This window comes from Micromonospora sp. CPM1 (assembly GCF_023896895.1).
Classification (GTDB): domain Bacteria; phylum Actinomycetota; class Actinomycetes; order Mycobacteriales; family Micromonosporaceae; genus Micromonospora; species Micromonospora tulbaghiae.
Window position 1 is genome coordinate 43,087 of record NZ_JAMHIU010000015.1, and the last position, 16,461, is coordinate 59,547.

Below are 16,461 nucleotides of genomic sequence, written 5' to 3' on the forward strand. Positions count from 1 at the left end.
ATCGCAGCGCCTCCGACGTTTTCCCCCCGGAGTAGCCTGTGGCTTCCTCGATCCTGAGACACCGCTCGGTGTCCGCCTTCGGCGCTGCCGTGCTCGGCATCGCCACCTTGTTCACACCGGTGCCGGCGCTCGCCGCGCCGGCCACGGCCCCCGCGCCCGACCACAGCACGATGGTCGGCGAGGTGCCCTCGGACAAGACGCCGAACATCAACGACGGCAACGTCGTGGCCATCCACGACGCCGGCAGCAAGGTGATCGTCGGCGGCTCGTTCACCAACGCGCAGAACCGGGGTTCCTCACCCACCCCGGTCGACCGCCGCGGACTGCTCGCCTTCGACAAGGCGACCGGCAAGATCGACAACGCGTTCGCGCCGGTGCTCGACGGTGACGTCACCGCGATCATCGCCGGCCCGACCCCGGGCACGGTCTACGTCGCCGGCAAGTTCAACAAGGTCGGCGACAAGAACTTCCGCAAGCTGGCGCTGCTGAACGTCGCGGACGGCACCCCCGTCGACGGGTTCAAGGGCCCGGCGTTCAACGGCACCGTGAACGACATCGCGCTCGTCGACGGCCACCTGCTGGTCGGCGGCATCTTCACCACTGTCACCGCGACGACCAACCGCAACGGGCTGGCCTCGCTGAACCCGACCACCGGCGCGGTGGACGACTACCTCACCGTGTCGCTCACCGAGCACCACAACTGGACCCCGACCAACAACGGGGCCTCGGCCGGTGTCGGCGTGGAGAAGTTCACCGTCTCGCCGGACGGCAAGCACCTCGTCGTGATCGGCAACTTCAAGAAGGCCGACGACGTGGTGCACGACCAGATCGTGCGGATCAACCTGGGCGCGAGCTCGGCCACGATCGCCGACTGGAACACCGACGGCTACTCCGCGGCCTGCAAGTACGCCGCGTTCGACTCGTGGGTGCGCGACATCCAGTTCTCGCCGGACAGCAAGTACTTCGTGGTGGTCACCACCGGCGCGTCGTACCCCGGCACGCTCTGCGACTCCGCGGCCCGCTGGGAGACCGACGCCACCGGCGACGGCCAGAAGCCGACCTGGACGAACTTCTCCGGCGGCGACACGTTCCTCTCCGTCGGCATCAGCGAGAAGGCCATCTACGTCGGCGGTCACTTCCGCTGGTCGAACAACCCGCTCGCCCGCGACAAGGCCGGACCGGGCGCGGTGCCGCGGGCCAGTATCGCGGCGCTCGACCCGGTGAGCGGCCTGCCGCTGTCCTGGAACCCGGGCCGCCACCCGCGCGGCTACGGCGTCACCGAGATGCTGGTGACCCCGGAGGGCCTCTGGATGGGCAGCGACCAGGAGTACATCGGCAACTTCGACTACCAGCGCAAGCGGCTCGCCTTCTTCCCGCTGGACGGTGGCAACGCCCCGCACTCGACCAGCACGAAGGGTCTGCCGGGCAACGTCTACCAGGCCGGCCGCGCGGCGCAGACCGAGGTGCTCTACCGGGTCAACGCCGGTGGTCCGGCCATCCCGGCCACCGACGGCGGGCCGGACTGGGCCGCCGACAGCGCCACCGAGCCCAGCCCGTACCACAACACGGGCAACCAGGTCACCAGCTACGCCACGAACGCGACGTTCGACGCCACCGTGCCGGCGAGCACGCCGGCCACGCTGTTCAACACGGAGCGGTGGGACGAGGCGACCGCGCCGGACATGCAGTGGGACATCCCGGTCGCGGCCGGCACCCGGGTCGACGTCCGGATCTACATGGGCAACCGCTGGTCCGGCACGAGCAAGCCGGGCGCCCGCAAGTTCGACGTCAGCGTCGACGGTGTGCTCAAGCTGAACGACTTCGACCCGGTCGTCGCGGCCGGCGGGACCGACCGCGGCACCATGCAGTCCATCTCGGTGGTCAGCGACGGCGTGGTCGACATCGACTTCGGCCGGGTGCTCCAGAACCCGCTGCTGCACGGCATCGAGATCGTCAAGACCGCGCCCACGCCGGACGCCTCGGACGTGCTCTACCGGGTCAACGCGGGTGGCGACCAGCTGGCGGCGCCGAGCGGCCCGGCCTGGGCCGCGGACACCGCCGCCGCGCCGAGCACCTACCACAACGCCGGCAACCAGGTGACCAGCTACACCACGAACGCCTCGGTCGACGGCACGGTGCCGTCGGGCACGCCGGTCGAGCTGTTCAACGCGGAGCGGTGGGACGAGTCGCCCGCGCCGGACATGCAGTGGGACTTCCCGGTCCCGGCCGGCACGCCGGTGCAGGTGCGTCTCTACCTGGCGAACCGCTGGGCCGGCACCGCCACCGCCGGCAAGCGCAAGTTCAACGTGACCATCGACGGCGTGGTCAAGCTGAGCAACTTCGACCCGATCGCCGCGATCGGCGCCACCAACCGGGGCACCATGCGCGCGTTCCCGATCACCAGTGACGGCAACATCGACATCGACTTCGGTCGCGTCCTGGAGAACCCGCTGGTGCAGGGCATCGAGATCGTCAAGCTGCCCCCGGTACCGCCGGCCACCACCGTCGACAGCATCACCAAGCGCACGTACGACGGTGCGACCTCGGTCGGCAACGCGATGTCGGTGTCGAACGGCGACAACACCGGCTGGTCGAAGATCAAGGGCGCGTTCTGGGTCGGTGGTGACCTGTTCTACGGCGTCGGCGGCGACCTCTACAAGCGGTCGTTCGACGGCAGCGAGTTCGGCACCGCCAAGAAGCTCGACCCGTATCACGACGCCAAGTGGGACACGGTCGTCACCGGCTCCGCGCCGGAGGGCTCCACGTACGCCGGCATGACCGGCAACTTCGCCGCGGAGCTGCCGAACGTGACCGCGATGTTCTACAAGAGCGGCCGGATCTACTACTCGCTGGCCGGTCAGAGCACGCTGTTCTGGCGCGGGTTCGCGCCGGACACCGGCACCGTCGGCGCCGAGCGCAACACGGTCACCGGCACCACCGCCTTCGCCGACGCGGGCGGCCTGTTCCTGGACGGCGACACGCTCTACGTCGTCTCCCGGAGCACCGGCAACCTGTCCTCGATGGCGTGGTCGGACGGCGTGCCGACCGGCTCCGCCACGGTGCGCAGCGGTCCGGGCGTCGACGACGTGGACTGGCGCGGCACCTCGGTCTTCGTCGGCCCCTGACGGGCGGGCACGACCGAAACGGAACGCATGACGACGATGGCCCGGCCGATATCGGCCGGGCCATCGCCCTTTCCCGGCGCCGGTCGCGCCGGGGCCGGTCAGGTACGGGTCGGCGCGTGCTCTCCCGCCCAGACCCGCATCAGGTCCCGTACCGAGATCACTCCCGCCACCTCCCGGCCGTCGAGCACGACCAGGTGACGGAACCCGCCGCGGGCCATCGCCGCGGCCGCCTCCTCGACCGTCCAGTCCGGGCCGGCGTAGACGACGTCCCAGGTCAGGTGTGCTCCGGTGCGCTCGACATCCGGGTCGAGCCCGGCTCCGATCGCCTTCAGCACATCGCGTTCGGTCATGATCCCGACCCCCTCGGAGTCCGGGTCGATCACGACCGCCGACCCGACACCGCGGGCCGACATCATCCGGGCCGCCTGCCGGAGCGTGTGCTCCGGCCCGACCACGAGTACCTCGCTGGACATCGCTTCCCGTACCTGCATCACACATCACCCCTGTGGGACGGCGACTGAGTACGGACATGGTGGGCCATCGATGCGTACCGGGACAAGAACGGGCATCGCCGGAGACGGCCCGGATGGCTACTGTCGGAGGGTGCCCACCGAGCCCCTCCGCTGCGCCGGCGCGCTGATCGTCGACGACGACGGCCGCATCTTCATCCAACGCCGATCCCCCGACCGCCGTCTCTTCCCGAACTGCTGGGACATCGTCGGCGGCCACCTCGAACCGGGCGAGGAGATCGACGACGCGCTGCGCCGGGAGGTCACCGAGGAGACCGGCTGGGCCGTGTCGCACGTGCTCGGCCTGGTCGGCGAATACCGGTACACCGCCGACGACGGGCTGACCCGGGTGGAGACCGACTTCCTGATCCGGGTGGACGGCGACCTGAGCCGGCCCCGGCTGGAAGCCGGCAAGCACACCGAGTTCCGCTGGCTGGCCGAACGTGACATCGCGTTGCTCGACGAGCACCGGGACGTCAACGACGGGCTGATCCGGCGGATCGCTGAGGACGGCTTCGCCGCGCTGCGCTCGATCGGGCTGACGGGCTGAACCACTGCGGCTCGGTGCCCGGCGATATCCTCGCCGGGTGGAATCGGGTCGAGAAGAGGAGCGTGTCGGCATGATCGGGATGGTGCTCGCCGCGGGAGCGGGGCGCCGGCTGCGGCCGTACACCGACACCCTGCCCAAGGCCCTGGTGCCGGTCGACGGGGAGACCACCATCCTCGACATCGCGCTGCGCAACCTCGCCGAGGTGGGGCTGAACGAGGTGGTGATCGTGGTCGGCTACGCGGCCGACGCGGTACGGCAGCGCCAGGCCGCCCTGGAGGAGAAGTACGGCGTCACGCTCACCCTTGTCCACAACGACAAGGCCGAGGAGTGGAACAACGCGTACTCGCTCTGGCTGGCGCGTGAGCACTTCTCCCGGGGCGTGCTGCTCGTCAACGGCGACACCGTGCACCCGGTGAGCGTGGAGAAGACGCTGCTGGCCGAGCGTGGCCCCGGCATCCTGCTCGCCGTCGACACGCTCAAGCCGCTGGCCGAGGAGGAGATGAAGACCACCTTCGACGCCGCCGGCCAGCTCACCCGGATCACCAAGCTGATGGACCCGGGCGAGGCGTACGGCGAGTACATCGGCGCGACGCTGATCGAGCCGCAGGTGGCCGACGCGCTGGCCGACGCGCTGGAGACGACCTGGCGGCGGGACCCGAACCTCTACTACGAGGACGGCTACCAGGAGTTCGCCGAGCGCGGTGGCGAGGTGCGGGCGGCCCCGATCGGTGACGTCTCCTGGGTCGAGGTCGACAACCACGCCGATCTGGCCCGGGCGCGGGAGATCGCGTGCCGCTACTAGCCCGCAGCGTCCTCACCCCGCTGCACATCGACGTGCGGCGGGGCGCGGTGGCCGACCTGGCGGCGATCCTCTCCGACGGGCGGATCTCCGCCGGTGGCGACGTCGCCGTGGTGGTCGGGCCGGGGCAGGGCGAGCGGATCGCCGAACTGATCCGGCCGTCGCTGCGCTCGGCCGACGTCTTCACGGTTGCCGGCGGCACGCTCGACGCCGCCGACGACCTGGGGGCGAAGCTGCGCGCCCGGTCGTACGACGCGGTGGTCGGCATCGGCGGCGGCAAGACCATCGACGTGGCCAAGTACGCGGCGACCCGGCGCGGTCTGCCGATGGTGTCGGTGGCGACGAGCCTCGCCAACGACGGCATCGCCTCCCCGGTCGCCAGCCTGATCACCGAGGGCCTGAAGGGCTCCTACGGCGTGCACATCCCGATCGCGGTGATCGTGGACCTGGACTTCGTGGAGGCCGGGCCGGAGCGGCACAACCGGGCCGGCGTCGGGGACGTGGTCAGCAACATCAGCGCGCTGGCGGACTGGGAACTGGCCCGGCGGGTACGCGGTGAGCGGGTCGACGGGCTGGCCGCCTCGCTGTCACGGGCGGGCGCGGAGGCGGTGCTCAACCACCCGGGCGACATGAGCGACGACGGCTTCGTCACGGTGCTCGCCGACGCGCTGATCTCCAGCGGCCTGGCGATGGCGATCGAGGGCACCAGCCGGCCGTGCAGCGGCGGCTGCCACGAGATCATGCACGCGATCGACGCGCTGTTCCCCGGCACCGCCTCGCACGGCGAGCTGGCCGGGCTGGGCGCGCTGTTCTGCACGTTCCTGCGCGGCGACGAGCGCCGGTTCGCCGAGATGGCGGCCTGCCTGACCCGGCACGGGCTGCCCCGGCTGCCCGCCGAGGTCGAGCTGACCGACGACCAGTTCGTCGAGGCGGTGCAGTTCGCACCGGCCACCCGGCCGGACCGCTACACCATCCTCGAACACCTCGCGATGTCGGCTACCGAGACGCGGGAGCGGCTGGCAGACTACGCCGGTGCCCTCCGCGACCACATTGGCTGAGCCCCGCCCCACCGTCGCCGACTTCCACCGGGTCAACCGGGGAGGTGGCCTGTTCAGCGAGTCGATCAGCCAGTGGATCGGCGCGGCCTTCGCGCTTGCCGCCCAGCGCCTGGGGCTGCGCCCGACCGCGCTGACGCTGACCAACCTGGTGCTGGGGCTGGCCGCCTCGGTCACCGTGGTGGCGCTCGCCGACGACGTGGCCGCCGGCACCGTCCCGGCCTGGGTGGTCGGGCTGGTCGCCCTGGTCGCCTGGCAGATCGCGTACGCGCTGGACTGCGCCGACGGGCAGCTCGCCCGGGTGACCGGTCAGGGCAGCGCGGCCGGCGCCCGGATCGACGTGCTCTGCGACGTGGCCGCCCAGATCGCGCTGGTGGCCGCGATCGGCGCGACAGCCGTGGCGCAGCGCCCGTCCACGCCGGTCTGGCTGGTGGCGGTGTTCGCCGGCACCTGGATGGTCAACCTGGTGACCTCGGTGATGCAGTCCGGGCCGAACGCGGCGAGCATGGTCACCTCGACCTCGCTCCCGGTACGCCTGGTCAAGCTGGTCCGCGACTACGGCGCGGTGATCTTCGTGGCCGGCCTGGTGCTGGCGTTCGCGCCCGCGCTGGCGTTCTGGGTGATGGTGGCGTTCACGATCGTCAACGGCGGCTTCCTGCTGGCCAGCATCGCGTTCTCCGCCCGCGCCTCCCTGCGCTGAGGTGCAGGAGACCTAGTCGGTGCCGGGAGCCGCGACCGGTAAGCCCACCGAGACGGCGATGTCCGACATCCGCTTGTCGTATGTGAGGAGCGTGTCGAGCGCATCTCCGAGGGCCTGGGCACTCGCCACGTGTAGCGCGTCCAGCGTCCGGATGCCGGCGGGCAGGGCAGCCGCCGAATCACGGACCTCCTCGGTCACCAGGATCTCGGTGAAGTTCCGTACCAGCATCTGCATGGCGTCCGGGTAGTCGCCGATCCGGTCGAGGGTGCGTACCGTCTCGACGAATCCGACTGAGCTGGTTCCCATCGGGATGCCCGCCCGGCTCGCCAGGAATTCCTGAAGTTCCGTGACGTAGGTACGGCCGGCGATCAGAGTGATCAAGGCGGACGAGTCCAGATAGATCACCGCTCGTCGTCCTCGCGGTCGGCCAACAGCAGCTCAAGGGGCGACACGTCGGGCGGCACGTCGTAGCGGGGCAGCCGGTCGATGTCGCTCGTGGTGGTCGCCTTGAGGCGGATCACCCCTTTCGCCACCAGGGTCGCGTACCTGCCCAGCGTCCCCGAACCCGGCAGCAGCACGGCGATCACGCTGCCGTGCCGCGTGACCTCGATCGTCTCGCCCTGTTCCACGCGGGCGAACATCGCGCTGGGGTTGTAGGAGAACTCGCGCACGGACACGGTGCTCACCGCGCACCTCCCTTGTGCCGACAACAGCCCGATTGTACCTACAAGCCGGCCGCACCGGCCGACACTCAGGTGAGCGAGGCGTAGATGTCGATCAGGCGCTTGGTGATCACGTCGGGGTGGAAGGTGCGCTCGTAGCGGCTTCGGGCCGCCGGGGCCAGCGCGGTCGCCTCGGCGGCGGCCAGCGGCAGTGCCGCCGCCAGCGCGTCGGCCTCCGGCGCCACCACCCAGCCGGCCACGCCGCGCCGCACGCCGGAGGGCAACGCGACCCGCCCGTCGCCCGGCGCCGCGGTGGCCACCTCGGCCGGGCCGGTGCCGGCGGGCTCACGCGGGCCGTCCGCGCCCACCAGGTACGGGATGCCGCCGAGTGCGGTCCCGAGCACCGGCCGCCCGGCCGCCAGCGCCTCGATGATCACCGTGGGCAGCACGTCGTGCCAGGTGGACGTGGCCAGCACCACGGAGCTGTCGGCCAGCGCCGCGCGTACCCCGGGGCGGTCGAGCTGGCCCAGGTAGAGCACGTCGGGCCGCTCCGCGGCGGCCGCCTCGGCGAGCGGACGCAGCTCGCCGTCACCGGCGATGCGCAGCGGGCCGAGCGCGCCCACCGGGTGCCGCCGCCACGCCGAGAGCAGCAGGTCCAGGCCCTTCTCGGGGCTGAGCCGGCCCATGAAGAGGAAGCCGTTCCCGGCCGGCGCCGGGGTGCCCGGGTCGGGTACCGCATTCGGCTTGACCACGATCCGCTCGTCCGGGATGCCGTAGTCGCGCAGATGATCAGCCACAGCCGTGGTGAGCGCGATGTACCGGTCCACCGACTTCCAGGTGGGGCGGTGCACAGCGAGCGTGGTCGCCATCAGCGCGCTCTGCGCCCGGGAGTTGCGGTAGCAGCGGTGCACGATCGCCGGTACGCCCAGCGTCCGCCCCCGGCAGTCCTGGCAGATCACGCCGTCGCGGAAGTAGAGGCCCGAGGAGCAGACCTGCCGGTAGTTGTGCACGGTCTGCACCACCGGCACACCGCGCTTGTGCGCGGTCCGCACCACCCAGGGCGAGAGCAGGGGGTACGGGTTGTGCAGGTGCAACACGTCCGGCCGGTGCTCGGTGAGCAGGCGGTCGAGGTCGTGCTGGGCCTTCGGGGCCCAGATCGGCGAGATCGGCAGCAGCGCCTTGGCCGGCTTGGACATCGACGGGATCTCGTCCGAGCTGCGCAGGAACGGCAGCACCTCCACGCCGGCGGCGGTGAGCTGAGCGATCTCCGCGTCGACGATCGTGTTCTCGCCGGAGGGCTGGGCTTCCCGGTACCGGTTGTGCGCCACCACGATTCTCACGGGAAAGAAGGCTACCGTTGTACCGTGCCCGAACTTCCGGAGGTGGAAGCGCTCGCCGGTTACCTGCGCGAGCGTGCGGTGGGCCGCCGCGTCGAGCGGTTCGAGGTCGCCGCGATCAGCGCGCTGAAGACGTACGATCCGCCGCCGAGCGCGGTCGCCGGCCGTGCGGTCACCGGCGCCGGCCGGTACGGCAAGTTCCTGGACGTACGGTTCGACGAGGGACTGCACCTGGTGGTCCACCTGGCCCGGGCGGGCTGGCTGCACTACCGGGAGGCGTTCCCGTCGGCGACCCCGCTGCGGCCCGGCAAGGGCCCGATCGCGGTCCGGGTACGCCTCGACGACGGCTCCGGCTTCGACCTGACCGAGGCCGGCACCCAGAAGAAGCTGGCCGCCTACCTGGTCACCGACCCGGCGCAGGTGCCGGGCGTGGCGAAGCTCGGGCCGGACGCGCTGGAGGCGGACCTGCCCACATTCGCCGAGCGGCTGCGCAGCCGCCGGGGTCAGGTGAAGGGCGTGCTGACCGACCAGGCGGTGCTCGCCGGGGTGGGGAACGCGTACTCGGACGAGATCCTGCACGCGGCGCGGCTCTCGCCGTTCGCGATCACCGACCGGCTCACCGACGACCAGCTCGCCGGTCTGCACGCGGCGACACGCACGGTCCTCGGCGACGCGGTACGCCGGTCGATGGGGCAGCGGGCCGCGGAGCTGAAGGGCGAGAAGCGTTCGGGCCTGAAGGTGCACGCCCGCAAGGGACTGCCGTGTCCGGTGTGTGGCGACACCGTGCGGGAGGTCTCGTTCGCCGATTCGAGCCTCCAGTACTGCCCCACCTGTCAGACCGGCGGGAAGCCGCTGGCTGACCGAAGGTTGTCCCGCCTCGTACGGTGAGTAATGGCATTCGCCGGTTACCGAGCGGAATCGACCCCCGATCACCGAAGGTCCGGTCCGCCCCTCTACCCGAGCCGTCATCCATCGGTATAGTGGCTCGGTCCCCGGCTTCACAACTGATTCGGAGCCGGCCAGATCTCACCGAGCACCAGCGGAACGGCTTCCTCGCGGGGGCCGGTCCGGGCCGGGCCCGCGTGGGAGACTGGGACGGTGAGCGACCCGGGCCCTCACGCCGAGTGAGGACGCGGGTCATGCGGGAGGACATGGGTTGAGGTGACGACAAGCCTCCAGCGCCCGGTAACCGACAGAGGCCGGAGCAAGAGCGTGCGGCACGTCGACAGCTTTGAGATCCAGCCGCCGACTCCGCCGTCGCACAACGGCGTACCCCGGTCGGCGTGGGCTCGCGCCCGGCGCCGGGTGTCCCGGTGGCACCGGCCCTACATCGCCCTCCTGCTGCTGCTCGACTTCGGCGCGGCCGCCCTGGCCAGCTTCCTGGCCGTGCAGATCTTCGAGCAGGCCGCCTCCGGCTTCCGGAACGCGCCCGAGGCGTGGTTCTACACCGTGGCGTTCGTCCTGCTGCCGCTCGGCTGGGTGCTCATCCTCTGGGGCAACCGGGCCTACGACCGGCGCTACCTGGGCCTCGGCCCGGACGAGTACAAGCGGGTGATCCGCGGCGGCGTGGCGGTCGCCGCGACGGTGTCGTTCCTCGCCTTCGCCACGAAGACCACCCTGTCCCGCTGGACGGTCGGCTTCGCGCTGCTCGGCGCCCTGCTGCTGATCCTGCTCGTCCGCATGATCGCCCGGGCCTGCCTGCACGCGCTGCGCCGCCGCGCCGGCCACGCCGGGCACCGGATGGTGCTCGTCGGCACGCTTCCGGAGTGCCTGGAGGTCTACACCACGGTCACCCGGAACCCGTCCGTCGGCCTGGTGCCGGTGGCCATCCACCTCACCGACGGGTACGCCGCCGCGCGCGGCCTGGAGACCCCGGTGCCGGTGTACGCGGGCCGCGACGTCCTGGCCCTGGTGCGTGAGGTCGGCGGCGACACGATCGCGGTCTGCGGATCGGCCAGTGCCGAGCCGGGCGAGCTGCGTCGGCTGGCCTGGCAGCTGGAGGGCTCCGGCGTCGACCTGGTGGTCGCGCCCCAGCTCACCGACATCGCCGGTCCCCGGGTGCACATCCGCCCGATCGAGGGTCTGCCGCTGCTGCACGTCGAGGAGCCGACCCTGTCCGGGCCGGCGCTGCTGGCCAAGAACCTGATGGACCGGGTCGCCGCCGGGCTGGGCCTGCTGCTGCTGGTCCCGCTCTTCCTCGCCATCGCCGTCGCGATCCGGATCTCCGACCCCGGGCCGGTCTTCTTCCGCCAGCCCCGCGTGGGCCACGAGGGGCGGACGTTCCGGGTCTGGAAGTTCCGGACCATGTACGTGGACGCCGAGGAGCGGCTGGCCGGCCTGGTCGACCGGAACGAGACCGACGGCATGCTGTTCAAGATGAAGCAGGACCCCCGGGTCTTCCCGGTGGGCCGCTTCCTGCGTGCCACGTCGCTGGACGAGCTGCCCCAGCTGATCAACGTGCTCTGGGGCGAGATGTCGCTCGTCGGCCCGCGCCCGCTGCCCGCCGACGACGGCGACTTCCTCGGCGACGTGCGGCGCCGGCTGCTGGTCCGGCCGGGCATGACCGGTCTGTGGCAGGTCTCCGGCCGCTCCGACCTGTCCTGGGACGAGGCGGTCCGGCTCGACCTCTACTACGTCGACAACTGGTCGCTGGCGTACGACCTGAGCATCCTGTGGCGGACCGTGGGCGTGGTGCTTGCTCGCAAGGGCGCGTACTAGCGCTACCGGGCCGGCACCCGGCAGGATCGCTGCGTGGGTGGCAACCTCTCCGCCGTCTTCGCCGTCGTCTCGCTGATCACCGCGTTGGCCGCGGCGCTCTGGGCGGTGCTGCGGCTGCGCGGCCGCCGGGGCATCGCCACCGCCACGCAGCGGGCCACGTACGAGGTGCTGCACACGGCAGGGCTCGCCGCCGAGCCGCTGCGCGCGGGCCTTACCGCGGCGGACGCGGCGAAGGCCGTACGCCATCTGCGGGCCCTCGTGGGCGCGGCCGGGCTGGCGCTGACCGACCGGGACGCGTTGCTCGCGGTCGACGGGCAGGGCGCGCACCACGGCGACCAGCTGGTCGCGGCGGCCCGGCGGGCGGCCGACAGCGGGCGCTCGACAGTGCTGGGCGAGTCGGAGCTGCACTGCGACCTGGTCGACTGCCCGGTACGCGGCGCGGTGGTGGCGCCGCTGCGCGCGGACGGGCGGGTGGTCGGGGCGCTGGTGGCGGTGGCCGACGAGCGCCCGGCCCCGGGGCTGGTGCAGGCGACGCTGGAGACCGCGCACTGGGCGGGTGACCAGCTCGCGCTGGCCGAGCTGGAGTCGTCGCGGGAGCGGCTTGCGCGGGCCGAGGTGCGCGCGCTGCGCGCCCAGATCAGCCCGCACTTCATCTACAACGCGCTCACCGCGATCGGCTCGTTCGTGCGCACCGACCCGGAGCGGGCGCGGGAGCTGATCCTGGAGTTCGCCGAGTTCACCCGCTACTCGTTCCGGGCGCACGGCGAGTTCACCACGCTCGCCGAGGAGCTGCGCTCGATCGACCGCTACCTGACCATCGAGCGGGCGCGTTTCGGCGAGCGGCTCCAGGTGCGCCTCCAGATCGCGCCGGAGGTGCTGCCGGTGACGCTGCCGTTCCTCTGCCTCCAGCCGCTGGTAGAGAACGCGGTCCGCCACGGGTTGTCCCGCAAGCCGGGCACCGGCATGGTGAGCATCGAGGCCCGGGACGCGGGCGCGGAGTGTCACATCACGGTGGAGGACGACGGGGTGGGGATGGATCCGACGACGCTGACCGCCGGCATCGCGGAGGTGTCGGGTGCGACCGGCGACCCGGCCGACGACCCGGGGCAGCACGTCGGCCTCTCGAACGTCGACGAACGGCTCCGGTCGGTCTTCGGCGACGGGTTCGGCCTGGTCGTGGAGACCGGCCTGGGTTCGGGTACGAAGGTCAGCATGCGCGTACCGAAGTTCCACCCCGGCGTCCGGGCGTCGTCATGACCGTCACCGGCACCGGATTCCTCCGGGTGCTGGCGGTGGACGACGAGCCGCCCGCGCTCGACGAACTGGCGTACCACCTGCGCGCCGATCCCCGGGTGGCCCGGCTGCACACGGCCGGGGACGCGACCGAGGCGCTGCGTGTGCTGCGCGACGACGACGTGGACGTGGTGTTCCTCGACATCCGGATGCCGGGGCTGGACGGCATGGAGCTGGCCCGCGTCCTGCGCCGGTTCGCCCGTCCGCCGGCGATCGTGTTCGTCACCGCGTACGACGACGGCGCGGTGGACGCGTTCGACCTGGGCGCCACCGACTACGTGCGCAAGCCGGTACGCGCCGAGCGGCTGGCCGAGTCGCTGCGCCGGGTGGTCGGCTCCCGGGTGGTGCCGTCGCATCCGGCCGCGCTGGCCCGGGCCGAGGAGGATCCGACCATCCCGATCGAGCTGGCCGGCACCACCCGGATGCTGCCCCGCTCGGCGGTGCGGTGGGTGGAGGCGCAGGGCGACTACGCGCGGCTGCACACGGCGGAGGGGTCGCACCTGGTCCGGGTCTCGCTGGCGACGCTGGCCGAGCGCTGGGCCGACGCCGGGTTCGTCCGGATCCACCGTTCCTACCTGGTGCAGCTGCGGCTCATCGCCGAGCTACGGCTGGTGAACTCCGGCTACGTGGTGGTGATCGACGGATCCGAGCTGCCGGTGAGCCGGCGGCACACCCGGGAGCTGAAGGACAAGCTGGTCCGCGCCGCGAAACAGGACTGGAGTCGCTGACGGGCGGGGTCACCGTCGACGCTGACGTACAATGTACGGCAGACCGTACGACAGGGTGGAGGACCGCATGTCCGACGACCGCTTCGACGCCGCTACCGAATTCGACCGCCAGCTCGACCGCCTCGTCCAGCTCGGCTACCCGGCGCTGGCCGGACAGACCGAGGAGGAGTTCCGGACGCTGCTCACCCCACTGCGCGACGCGGCCGTGACCGGTGCCGCCGAGCTGGCCGGCCCCACCGACGCGCGGGTGCCGTTCCTGCTGGTGACCACGCGGGAGCTGGTGCCGGTGCCGGAACGGATCGCGCTCACCACGCTCGCCGGCAAGCGCAAGACCGGCGTCCTCGACCGGAACTTCCCCGCCGACGACCTGCCCACCTTCGACCCGATCAAGGAACTGGAGGTGCCGCCCGGGCCCGCGTACCTGCTCTTCGACGTGGACCGGGGCGAGGAGTACCGCAACGTGCCGCCGTCGGCCGCGCTCGAGGACATGACCGCGAAGGACCGGCTGCCGATCACCATCGACGAAGGGCTGGCGTTCGTCACGCTGCACCCGCAGGCGCTGGCGAGCAACAGGTGCTTCTCGCTCGTCGGGTCGCGCTGCGGCGACCGGCGGGTGCCGGCGCTCTGGATCAGCCAGGGCGCGCCGAAGCTCGGCTGGTGCTGGTTCGGCAACCCGCACACATGGCTCGGCTCGGCGACCGCGAACCCGGTACGGGTGGGGCTGGACTGACGCTGTCCACAACGACTCCACGCCATCCACCGGGTTATCCACAACCGTGAAGCGTTATCCACAGGTTGTGCACAGGGCTCGGAGCCGTGCTCTTGACAATCCCGCTGAGCGGGCGAGACTGCCGGGGGTGACCGGAGCCGAGGAACAGCAACCTTCGGGGCGGCCCGTCGGGGCCGCCCCGGTTCCCGGCCCGCGCGCGTCCCCACCCACCGCCGAGCCGGGAAGCGCTTCGGCGCCGGCCGCCGCGCCGAAGCGGACCCGGATCGTGCTGGCCGAGGTCTCGCGGACGGGCGACCCGGCCGACCGCACCCGATCCGAGCTGACCCAGCAGACCCCGGTCGGCGAGACGCTCGTGCAGGGGCTGATGCGCGCCCAGCTCTCCCTCGCCCTGCGGCTCAGCCTGCTGGTGCTGATCGGCCTCGGCGGCCTGCCCTGGCTGTTCGCCATCGCGCCCACCGTCGGCCGGGTCACAGTGCTCGGGGTCAACCTGCCGTGGCTGCTGCTCGGCGTGGTGTCCTTCCCGTTCCTGATCGTGGTCGGCTGGGCGTACGTGCGGCTGGCCGAACGCAACGAGCAGGACTTCGTCGACCTGATCCGACGGCCGGAACACTGATGTCCAACGGCTACGTGGTCCCGGCGATCGTCGCCGTCACCCTGGTCACCGTCGGCATCGGGTTCTACGGGCTGCGGCTGGCGCGGACCACCTCGGACTTCCTGGTCGCGTCCCGGGCGGTCAGCCCGACCTGGAACGCCGCCGCGATCGGCGGGGAGTACCTGTCGGCGGCGAGCTTCCTCGGCGTCGCCGGACTGATCCTCAAGTACGGCGTGGACGTGCTCTGGTACCCGGTCGGCTTCGCCGCCGGTTACCTCGCGCTGCTGCTGTTCGTGGCCGCGCCGCTGCGCCGCTCCGGCGCGTTCACGCTGCCCGACTTCTGCGAGGTGCGGCTCGGCTCGCGCCGGCTGCGGACGCTCGCCACCGTCTTCGTGATCTTCATCGGCTGGCTCTACCTGGTGCCGCAGTTGCAGGGCGCCGGGCTGACGCTGGCCACGCTCACCGGCTCGCCGTACCCGCTCGGCGCGCTGCTCGTCGCCGTGGTGGTGACCGCGAACGTGGCGCTGGGCGGCATGCGGGCGATCACCTTCGTGCAGGCGTTCCAGTACTGGCTGAAGCTCACCGCCCTCGCCGTACCCGCGATCTTCCTGGCGTTGCAGTGGCAGGCCGACGCCCGCCCGGCGGTGACCCCGCCCGACGGCCCGACGTTCCGGACCGCGACCACTGTCGTGGTCGAGCACCGCGCGACGCTCACCCTGCCCGACGGCGACATCCGGGAGGTACGCCCCGGCGACCGCCTGGAGTTCGCCGCCGGTGACCCGGTGCCGGAGGTGTCCGGCGCGGCGACCAGCGCCACCGAATGGCTGCTGCCGGACACGGCGGGCGAGGACGACCGGGGACTGTTCGCCACGTACTCGCTGATCCTGGCCACGTTCCTCGGCACGATGGGCCTGCCGCACGTGCTGGTCCGCTTCTACACCAATCCCGACGGCGCCGCCGCCCGCCGCACCACGCTCGTGGTGCTGGCGCTCGTCGGCGTCTTCTACCTGCTGCCCACCGTCTACGGCGTGCTGGGCCGCATCTACACCCCGCAACTGCTCGTCAGCGGCCAGACCGACGCGGTGGTGGTGCTGCTGCCCGGCGCGGCGCTCGGCGACGGCACCACCGGCCGGCTGCTCGCCGCGCTCGTCGCCGCCGGCGCGTTCGCGGCGTTCCTGTCCACCTCGTCCGGCCTGCTCACGAGCGTGGCCGGGGTGATCTCCACCGACGTGCTGGGCCGCGGCTCGGTACGCGGCTTCCGGATCGCCACGGTGATCGCCGGCGGGGTGCCGGCGGTGCTCGCCCTGAACGTCTCCGGGCTGGACGTCTCGCAGGTCGTGGGGCTGGCGTTCGCTGTCGCCGCGTCGAGCTTCTGCCCGCTGCTGGTGCTCGGCATCTGGTGGCGCGGCCTGACCGACCTGGGCGCCGCCGCCGGGGTGCTGGTCGGCGGCGGCGCGGCGGTCGGCGCGGTGCTGCTCACCGTGCTCGGCCCGCCGCTGACCGGGTGGCCGGCGACGCTCACCACCCAGCCCGCGGCGTGGACGGTGCCGCTGGCGTTCACCGTCATGGTGGTGGTGTCGATGGCGAGCCGGCGGCGGCTGCCCCGCGACGTCGGCGCCACAATGCTCCGCCTGCACACCCCGGAGTCGCTGCGTCTGTGACG

Annotated in this window: 16 protein-coding genes; 12 read left to right on the forward strand and 4 right to left on the reverse strand. The window is 72.0% G+C overall.

Annotated elements, in window-relative coordinates; genetic code table 11:
- Nucleotides 1-38 precede the first annotated feature (38 nt).
- Complete coding sequence (locus tag M8C11_RS19315; protein ID WP_121683233.1) at nt 39-3,125, forward strand: malectin domain-containing carbohydrate-binding protein; 3,087 nt, start codon at nt 39-41, stop codon at nt 3,123-3,125.
- 98 nt (nt 3,126-3,223) lie between these two features.
- Here M8C11_RS19315 and M8C11_RS19320 read toward each other — a convergent pair whose 3' ends face one another.
- Nucleotides 3,224-3,616, reverse strand: a complete 393-nt coding sequence (locus M8C11_RS19320) for a cyclic nucleotide-binding/CBS domain-containing protein (RefSeq protein ID WP_013289279.1) — start codon at nt 3,614-3,616, stop codon at nt 3,224-3,226.
- Nucleotides 3,617-3,728: 112 nt separating this feature from the next.
- Between M8C11_RS19320 and M8C11_RS19325 the strand changes: the two genes are divergently transcribed.
- From M8C11_RS19325 to M8C11_RS19340, 4 genes are all read left to right on the forward strand, one after another.
- A complete protein-coding gene (locus tag M8C11_RS19325) occupies nt 3,729-4,184 on the forward strand; it encodes an NUDIX domain-containing protein (RefSeq protein ID WP_233585397.1) in 456 nt (151 codons plus the stop codon).
- 70 nt (nt 4,185-4,254) lie between these two features.
- The gene (locus M8C11_RS19330) at nt 4,255-4,986 is read left to right on the forward strand and encodes a sugar phosphate nucleotidyltransferase (RefSeq protein WP_121683234.1); all 732 of its coding nucleotides are present in this window, start codon (nt 4,255-4,257) and stop codon (nt 4,984-4,986) included.
- Entirely contained in the window at nt 4,974-6,041 is a 1,068-nt protein-coding gene (locus M8C11_RS19335) for an iron-containing alcohol dehydrogenase family protein (RefSeq protein ID WP_252451748.1), read from the forward strand. The genes M8C11_RS19330 and M8C11_RS19335 overlap by 13 nt, the downstream gene beginning before the upstream one ends.
- Nucleotides 6,016-6,738 (forward strand): CDP-alcohol phosphatidyltransferase family protein, encoded by a 723-nt coding sequence (locus tag M8C11_RS19340; protein ID WP_252451750.1) that lies wholly within the window; start codon nt 6,016-6,018, stop codon nt 6,736-6,738. The genes M8C11_RS19335 and M8C11_RS19340 overlap by 26 nt, the downstream gene beginning before the upstream one ends.
- Nucleotides 6,739-6,750: 12 nt before the next feature.
- Here M8C11_RS19340 and M8C11_RS19345 read toward each other — a convergent pair whose 3' ends face one another.
- The 3 genes from M8C11_RS19345 to M8C11_RS19355 form a co-directional block, all read right to left on the reverse strand.
- On the reverse strand, nt 6,751-7,143 hold the full coding sequence (locus M8C11_RS19345) for a type II toxin-antitoxin system VapC family toxin (RefSeq protein ID WP_252451752.1): 393 nt from the start codon (nt 7,141-7,143) through the stop codon (nt 6,751-6,753).
- Nucleotides 7,140-7,424, reverse strand: a complete 285-nt coding sequence (locus M8C11_RS19350) for a type II toxin-antitoxin system Phd/YefM family antitoxin (protein ID WP_252451754.1) — start codon at nt 7,422-7,424, stop codon at nt 7,140-7,142. Before M8C11_RS19350 ends, M8C11_RS19345 begins: the two co-directional genes overlap by 4 nt.
- A 65-nt stretch (nt 7,425-7,489) precedes the next feature.
- On the reverse strand, nt 7,490-8,740 hold the full coding sequence (locus tag M8C11_RS19355; protein ID WP_252451756.1) for a glycosyltransferase family 4 protein: 1,251 nt from the start codon (nt 8,738-8,740) through the stop codon (nt 7,490-7,492).
- A gap of 24 nt (nt 8,741-8,764) precedes the next feature.
- Between M8C11_RS19355 and M8C11_RS19360 the strand changes: the two genes are divergently transcribed.
- The 7 genes from M8C11_RS19360 (at nt 8,765) to M8C11_RS19390 (ending at nt 16,459) form a co-directional block, all read left to right on the forward strand.
- Entirely contained in the window at nt 8,765-9,625 is an 861-nt protein-coding gene (locus M8C11_RS19360) for an Fpg/Nei family DNA glycosylase (protein WP_047890506.1), read from the forward strand.
- Nucleotides 9,626-9,949: 324 nt separating this feature from the next.
- Nucleotides 9,950-11,455 carry a sugar transferase gene (locus M8C11_RS19365; protein ID WP_120572591.1) on the forward strand — a complete coding sequence of 502 codons (1,506 nt, stop codon included), beginning with the start codon at nt 9,950-9,952 and terminating at the stop codon, nt 11,453-11,455.
- 33 nt (nt 11,456-11,488) lie between these two features.
- Nucleotides 11,489-12,712, forward strand: coding sequence for a sensor histidine kinase (locus M8C11_RS19370; RefSeq protein WP_252451758.1), 1,224 nt, complete (start codon nt 11,489-11,491; stop codon nt 12,710-12,712).
- Entirely contained in the window at nt 12,709-13,476 is a 768-nt protein-coding gene (locus tag M8C11_RS19375; RefSeq protein ID WP_252451760.1) for a LytTR family DNA-binding domain-containing protein, read from the forward strand. The genes M8C11_RS19370 and M8C11_RS19375 overlap by 4 nt, the downstream gene beginning before the upstream one ends.
- Nucleotides 13,477-13,543: 67 nt before the next feature.
- Complete coding sequence (locus M8C11_RS19380) at nt 13,544-14,206, forward strand: DUF5701 family protein (protein WP_252451762.1); 663 nt, start codon at nt 13,544-13,546, stop codon at nt 14,204-14,206.
- 262 nt (nt 14,207-14,468) lie between these two features.
- Nucleotides 14,469-14,819 carry a hypothetical protein gene (locus M8C11_RS19385; protein WP_176739863.1) on the forward strand — a complete coding sequence of 117 codons (351 nt, stop codon included), beginning with the start codon at nt 14,469-14,471 and terminating at the stop codon, nt 14,817-14,819.
- Nucleotides 14,819-16,459, forward strand: coding sequence for a cation acetate symporter (locus M8C11_RS19390; RefSeq protein ID WP_252451764.1), 1,641 nt, complete (start codon nt 14,819-14,821; stop codon nt 16,457-16,459). The genes M8C11_RS19385 and M8C11_RS19390 overlap by 1 nt, the downstream gene beginning before the upstream one ends.
- The last annotated feature ends 2 nt before the right edge of the window (nt 16,460-16,461 follow it).